This is a genomic window from Candidatus Pelagibacter sp., assembly GCF_052049815.1.
Classification (GTDB): Bacteria; Pseudomonadota; Alphaproteobacteria; order Pelagibacterales; family Pelagibacteraceae; genus Pelagibacter.
In genome coordinates, this window is the sequence record NZ_JBNGZG010000047.1 from 1 (window position 1) to 6,522 (window position 6,522).

Annotated in this window: 8 protein-coding genes; all 8 read right to left on the minus strand. The window is 23.9% G+C overall.

All coding sequences use genetic code 11. The annotated features are described in order from the left end of the window. Positions 1 to 850 (minus strand): Gfo/Idh/MocA family protein (locus ACTT9D_RS06470; protein WP_440930970.1); only part of this gene is annotated, 850 nt, incomplete at its 3' end. After that, positions 850 to 1,557: an NDP-hexose 2,3-dehydratase family protein gene (locus ACTT9D_RS06475; protein WP_440930971.1), complete on the minus strand. Its 708-nt coding sequence runs from the start codon at positions 1,555 to 1,557 to the stop codon at positions 850 to 852. The genes ACTT9D_RS06475 and ACTT9D_RS06470, both read right to left, overlap by 1 nt. Next, a complete protein-coding gene (locus ACTT9D_RS06480) occupies positions 1,554 to 2,735 on the minus strand; it encodes a class I SAM-dependent methyltransferase (RefSeq protein WP_440930972.1) in 1,182 nt (393 codons plus the stop codon). Before ACTT9D_RS06480 ends, ACTT9D_RS06475 begins: the two co-directional genes overlap by 4 nt. Then, a complete protein-coding gene (locus tag ACTT9D_RS06485; protein ID WP_440930973.1) occupies positions 2,732 to 3,442 on the minus strand; it encodes a sugar nucleotide-binding protein in 711 nt (236 codons plus the stop codon). Before ACTT9D_RS06485 ends, ACTT9D_RS06480 begins: the two co-directional genes overlap by 4 nt. After that, the gene (locus tag ACTT9D_RS06490) at positions 3,439 to 3,915 is read right to left on the minus strand and encodes a dTDP-4-dehydrorhamnose 3,5-epimerase family protein (RefSeq protein WP_440930974.1); all 477 of its coding nucleotides are present in this window, start codon (positions 3,913 to 3,915) and stop codon (positions 3,439 to 3,441) included. Before ACTT9D_RS06490 ends, ACTT9D_RS06485 begins: the two co-directional genes overlap by 4 nt. After that, positions 3,912 to 4,787 carry a sugar nucleotidyltransferase gene (locus tag ACTT9D_RS06495; protein WP_440930975.1) on the minus strand — a complete coding sequence of 292 codons (876 nt, stop codon included), beginning with the start codon at positions 4,785 to 4,787 and terminating at the stop codon, positions 3,912 to 3,914. The genes ACTT9D_RS06490 and ACTT9D_RS06495 overlap by 4 nt, the downstream gene beginning before the upstream one ends. Continuing rightward, positions 4,780 to 5,805 (minus strand): dTDP-glucose 4,6-dehydratase, encoded by a 1,026-nt coding sequence (locus tag ACTT9D_RS06500; RefSeq protein ID WP_440930976.1) that lies wholly within the window; start codon positions 5,803 to 5,805, stop codon positions 4,780 to 4,782. Before ACTT9D_RS06500 ends, ACTT9D_RS06495 begins: the two co-directional genes overlap by 8 nt. Position 5,806: 1 nt before the next feature. After that, positions 5,807 to 6,522: glycosyltransferase (locus ACTT9D_RS06505; RefSeq protein ID WP_440930977.1), on the minus strand; the 716-nt coding region annotated here is incomplete at its 5' end.

Consider the following 6,522-nt stretch of genomic DNA (forward strand, 5'->3'; position numbering starts at 1 on the left):
ATATTTTTTCAAAAAATAAATTAATTTGATTAGCTTTTTTGATTTTCAAAATTTCTTTTTTATTCGTAATAATCTCAATCTCACCATTTTGGTTTATTTGCTTTGAAAAAATAAATTTTGCTTTAATTGTCCCTTTTTCACCAATTATTGAAATAAAGTTTTCATAATCGCTTTTAAATCCCCATGATAAATTAAATTTAATATTGTTTTCATTTTTTGAAATTAAATTCCCTTTAAAATCAATTCCATTTTTTTTTAAAATATTCGAATCAAGAATTTTAATTTTTTTTGAATTAAATAAATTGTACATAATTGAAATTGGATAATAACCTATATCATTTATAGCACCTCCACCCAGTTTTCTTTGAAAACGAAAGTTATCTTTGTCAAATAGAGGAATTTTGAAAGCACTTTCAACACTAATAATATTTCCAACCTTTTTTTTGTTAATTATCTTTTTTAATGTAATAAACAGTGGATGATAAATATATTGATTTACCTCAAAAAATTTTCTTTTCTTTAATTTAGAAATTTGAATTAATTTTTTTAGTTGAATTGGAGTTAAACATATTGGTTTCTCGCAAATTACATTTATTTTATTATTTAAAGCTGTTTTACAATTTTTATAATGGTTTGAATTTACTGAGGAAATATAAACATATTTAAAATTTGAATTCTTTAAAAATTTTTTTTCATCATTGAACCAATTTTTTTTTAATAATTTAAATGATTTATCAAATTTTTTTTTCGTTAAAATTGAAACTATTTTGATTTTTTTATTATTTTTAATACTTGAAAAAACTTTATTTTGAAAATGTTTACTCAGCGACCATATTGCAAGATTATACATTAAATAAATGACACTAATGTTCTCAAATGAGGATTAATCATCGCATTTTGCAAAATAAGTTCCTTAATTTGTCTTAAGGTCACCCATTTATAATCTGAACTAAACTTAATTTTATTATTTCCATAATACTCAGCTAAAATTCCTAAATTTCTTTTATTTTTTAATCTACCACCTTCTTCTGATACCCATTGTTTAAAAATAATTTTACAATTATTTTTTTTTGATTTTGTAAAATATTCTAAAAACTTCACACTTTTACCTCCGTGGGTTCTTTTAATATTGCTGAAAGTAGCTTGTACGGTTGGGCTCAATTGAATAAATTTATAATTTCCTGGCTCAAATTTTGCATTAATTAAATAATGTGGTGATTTATTAATGTTAGTTTTTAAAAGGCCCAGCAAGCCCCCATCATATCCAGGTTCAGTAAACATTGGTTGATCCCAACCAAAATTAATCTCTCTTCTAAAGCTTTTAACTACTCTTACGCCCTCAACTTTATAAAAAGAGCCAGAATTATGAACCATTTGACCTTTATTATTAAATCTCCAATTTCTACACTCAGATAATGGAATAGTTTTAATTTTTATTTTTGATTTTTTAATTAAATCTTTATACCAAGTAATAATCTCTTCAGTTGTATTTAAAGGTTTAAATTCCTTATTTACCTCTTTTCTTAATTTAGCTAATTCACTTTTTTTTATTTTCATAAAATTCTTGGATATGGAACATGAGTAATAAACTTTCCACCTCTTTTAATAAATTTTTTCTCTTTTTTGTAAATTTCGTCTTTAAAGTTCCATGCACCCAAAAAAGCATAATCTACATCATCAGATATACCTTTATATGCTTTGATAGGTATATGTGAACCAGGTGTAAATTTTCCTGACTTGGTGGGCGTAGTATCAACAAAATAATTTATATAATTTTTGTTTATTTTACAAAAATTTAAAACAGTACTTGATTTGTATGTAGCTCCGTATCCAATTATTTTTTTTTTCTTCTTTTTTATAGATTGAAAAATTTTAATTAAAGATTCTTTTGATTTATTAACGTTCTTCGCAAAAATTTGATAGGTTCTGAATTTGTGAATACCGTATTTTTTTTCAGTTGATAGATGCCTTTTAACATTATTTGAAATTTTAAATTTTTTATTTGTTTTTTTTTTAAAATAAACTCTATTAGAACCACCATGAGTATTAAGTTCTTCAATATTAAAAATTTCTAATCCAGATTTTTTTGTTATATTTCTTAAAGCTGTGATTGAAAATACATATGCATGTTCATCATAAAATTGGTCATAAGATAACTTTTGTAATGATTTTAATAATGATGGATCCTCTAAAATAAAAATACCTTCTTCATTCAGTGAATTTTCTATGGCTTTAAATGTTTCGTCTAATTTATGAATGTGACTAATTGTATTTGCAGAATATATTACATCAAATTTACCATGTTTTTTATTTATTTTCTTAGAAAGTAGAAATGTCCAAAATTTATCGTATGTTTTAATTTTCATTTTTGTTGTTAGATCTGCTAAATTTTTGCAAGGCTCAACTCCTATATTTTGTATATCAGAAAAATGTTTTATAAATACACCATCGTTACTTCCAATTTCCAAGATTGATCTTGGATTAAATTTTTTTTTTATTTTTTTTGCCAAATCAGCATATGCTTTACGCATTGTCATTGATGCTGATGCTCTATGAGCATATCTATTGTTAAACATTTTTTTAGGTGGAACAAAATTATTAAGTGAAATTAGTTTGGTTTCTGTATGATATGAAAGTTTTAAATTATAAAAAAATTCATTCTTAGGATTCGCAGTTGATAAAAAATTATTTGTAATAGGGTGTTTTCCTAAGTTTAAAAAATTAATCTTTTTCATGATTTTATTAACCTTTTTAGTTTGTTTGTATTCATACTAGTATTTGTTCCAATTAGGTGTTTAATTTGGCTATTAATTTTTGCTTTTTTTACTTTAGGATTTAATTTTTTTGCAAAATTATATGCAGTTTGTATTTTTCCACCAACATTTATAATACCTTTTTTATTTAACAATTTTAAAATTATCCTCGCAGCATCAGATTTTCTTAAAAAACATGAGTAATAGTTGGAGAAAGCATAAGGATGAGGAAAATTGTCATCATTCATACAAACTCTTAAAATTAGTGAGTTTTTATATAGCTTAACGGCACATTCACCACCAAGTTTTGACCAACCATATTCATTTACAGGTAACAACATATCTTTTTCCAAATAGTTACCTTTAGTTCCCCTGTAAACAAAATTAGTAGAAATATATACAAGTTTTATTTTTTTTTTTAAACAAGCTAATACAACATTAGAAGTTCCAATGATATTTGTTGAAACACTTTTCTCAACCTTAATTTTATGATCAGCCATTGGTGTTGAAAATGCTGCAGAATGAATGAAAAAATCTATTTTTTTTTTACTTATATAAGAATTAACTGAATTCAAACTTCTGATATCCATTTCATTTTTTCCTGGTGCAAGTATTCTGTATTTGGAATTAATATTTCTCAATGCTTTTGCAAATTTTCCTTGTCCACCTGAAATTAAAATAGTTTTCACTTTATTTTATATTCTTCTAAGTTTTTATCTTTATTTGATAATATTGGACGTTTAATTTTCCATTTTATTTTAAATTTTTGATCATTCCAAATAAAACCACTACTATTATCAACCGAATACTTTTTTGTTAAAAGATATAGAACCGTATTTGATTTACCAAGGCATTTGTAACCGTGTGCAAACCCTTTAGGTATATAGAGAATATCGTTTTTTTTTAATTTTGTATAATTTATTTTACCGAAATTTTTTCCTTTATTTAAATCAACAGTTACGTCTAAAATTTCACCATCAAGGACATAAACTAACTTTTCTTCCTCTTTTTTTTTATTGTAATGCATTCCTCTAATCACATTTTTTTTTGAATTTGTTAAGATGCTATATACAAATTTTCTGTTAATCATTTTTGGAGTAATTTCTGCTAAATAACCTCTGTTATCTTTAAATATTAATCCTTTAAATTTTTTTTGTATCATTTACTTGTGATTAAATTTTTTAAATAGTTTGAGTAAAAGTTTATTTTATTTTGTTTTAATCTATTTTTTAAATTTTCTTTTGTAATCCATTTATTATTAAACGCAATTTCTTCTAAGCAACCTATTTTATAATTTTGTCTACTTTCAATGTTTTGAATAAAATTATTTGCACTATGAAGATCATTGAAATTACCAACATCCATCCATGCTGAACCTCGACCAAGTTTAACAATATTTAATTTATTTAACTTTTTGTAAATATTAATTAAATCTACCATTTCTATTTCGCCTCTTTTAGATGGTTTAAGTTTTTTTGCGTATTTTGATACTTCTTTATCAAAAACATAAAGACCCGTGATTATGAGATTCGAGTCAGTTCTTTTTGGTTTTTCCACGATTCTTTTTATTTTATTTTTTGAATTAAATTCAACTACACCATATGCAGAAGTATTATTGCTTGGGTACAAATAAATATTACAGCCTTTATGATTTTTTAATGAATTTTTTATAATTGGTGACAACATGCTCCCATAAAAAAAATTATCACCCAACACCATTGCGACTGACTCATTCATTATTAATTTTTCTGAAATAACAAACGCGTCAGGTAAACCTCTGGGTTTTGATTGTACCACAAATTCTACTTTTATACCTAAATCATCAACATTACCTAAAGCATTTAAAAAGTTTTCTTTTTGACCTTTATTTATAATAAAAATAAATTCTTTTATTCCAGACAACATTAGTAAAGATAAAGGATAATAAAACATTGGTTTATCAAATACGGGTAGGAGTTGTTTATTCACTGCTTTAGTAACTGGAAACATTCTTGATCCAGTGCCACCACATAAAATGATTGCTTTTTTAATCAACTAAACCTAACCTTTTATATTTGTAAGTTTTGTGAATACTTTTCAACCAACTTTTATTATTTATATACCAATCTATTGTTTCTTCTAATCCAGTCATTAAGTCTTTTTGAATTTTATACTTAATATTTTTTTTGAAAAAATCAGTATCTAAAGCGTATCTCACATCATGACCTGGTCTATCTTTAACAAATTTTATGTAATTTTTTTTATGCAAATTAGTAAGATTTTTCTTTTTCATAATTTTGAATATACGTTCAACAATTTCAAGATTTGTAGTTCTTTTATTAGATCCTATGTTAATTTTATCAAATTTTTTTTTGGATATAATTGTTTTATAAATAGCCTTACAGCTATCATCAACATGAATCCATTCTCTTATATTTTTACCTTTTCCGTAAACGGGAGCAGGCTTATCTTTCAAAAAATGAAAAATTAATGTTGGGATGAACTTCTCAGGATATTGATATGGTCCATAATTATTTGATAAATTTATGACTTTGATTTGTGTATTATAAGTTTTATTAAATGAAGTAGCCACCAAGTCCACACACCCTTTAGAAGCGGAATAAGGAGAAGAAGGTTCATACCGATCAGTTTCTTTTGATAATCCTTTTGAAATTGATCCATAGACTTCATCAGTTGAAATTTGAAAAAATTTAGCTTTTTTGAGCTTCTGATATTTGACATAAGCCAAAAATAGATTCATTGAGAGATCAATATTATTTTTAATGAAATATAAGGGATCACTTATTGATCTATCCACATGACTTTCAGCAGCAAAATTAACAATTAAATCAGGTTTTTCTTTTTTTAATATATTAAATATTTTTTTTGAATCGTTTAAATTATATTTAATAAAAGAATAATTTTTTTTATTTAAAATTTTTTTGAATTTTTCAGGCGTAGAAACGTTTGAAATTTTATCAATATTGACAATTTTAAAATTAGATTTACTTAAATAATTTATAAAATTTGTTCCAATAAATCCAGATCCTCCTGTAATTAAAATCTTTTTCATATTAATCTATTTTGGGTCTATACCATGATTTTTTCAATAAGAAAGAGTTAAACAGACCACTAGCTCTTGCATAATATATTTTTCTCTTTTTATAATTCCTATAATGAATTAAAACTTTGATAATTGATCTAATAAAGTAGGGAAGAGTTTTTAAGAAAGAATAAATGTAACCATTATGCTTTTTTTCATAATAAAATTTTGACCACATGTAATGCCAATTTCTATTTACCTCTACAGGAAAGTTAAATTTTTCTTCGTGAGAACCGCCATAACTAAAATAATAAACAGGAACTTTATAGGCAATATATTTTTTTTTTAAAAATCTTTTTAAAAAATCTGTGTCTTCATAATATAAAAAAAAATTTTCATCAAAACCTGATAGATCGAAAAAAGTTTTCTTTTTGATTAAGAAGCAAGATATTCCTTCAATATTTTTTATTTTTTTATTTTCTAAAATTGAGCTATCTTTGTTTGATAAAATTAACATATCAAAATTATCATTTAATTCTTTTTTAATATTACTAAGTTCATTTAAAAAATTTTTTTCTATAAAATTATCTGGACTACAAAAAAAAATATATTTTGTATTAGTTAAATTAGCCCCCATGTTAGCACCATGACCAAATCCATTATTTTGATTTAAAATAACTTTTATATTTTTATATTTTGTCTCAACTTCATGTTTCATTTTAATATTCATTGAATTTTCTATGATGA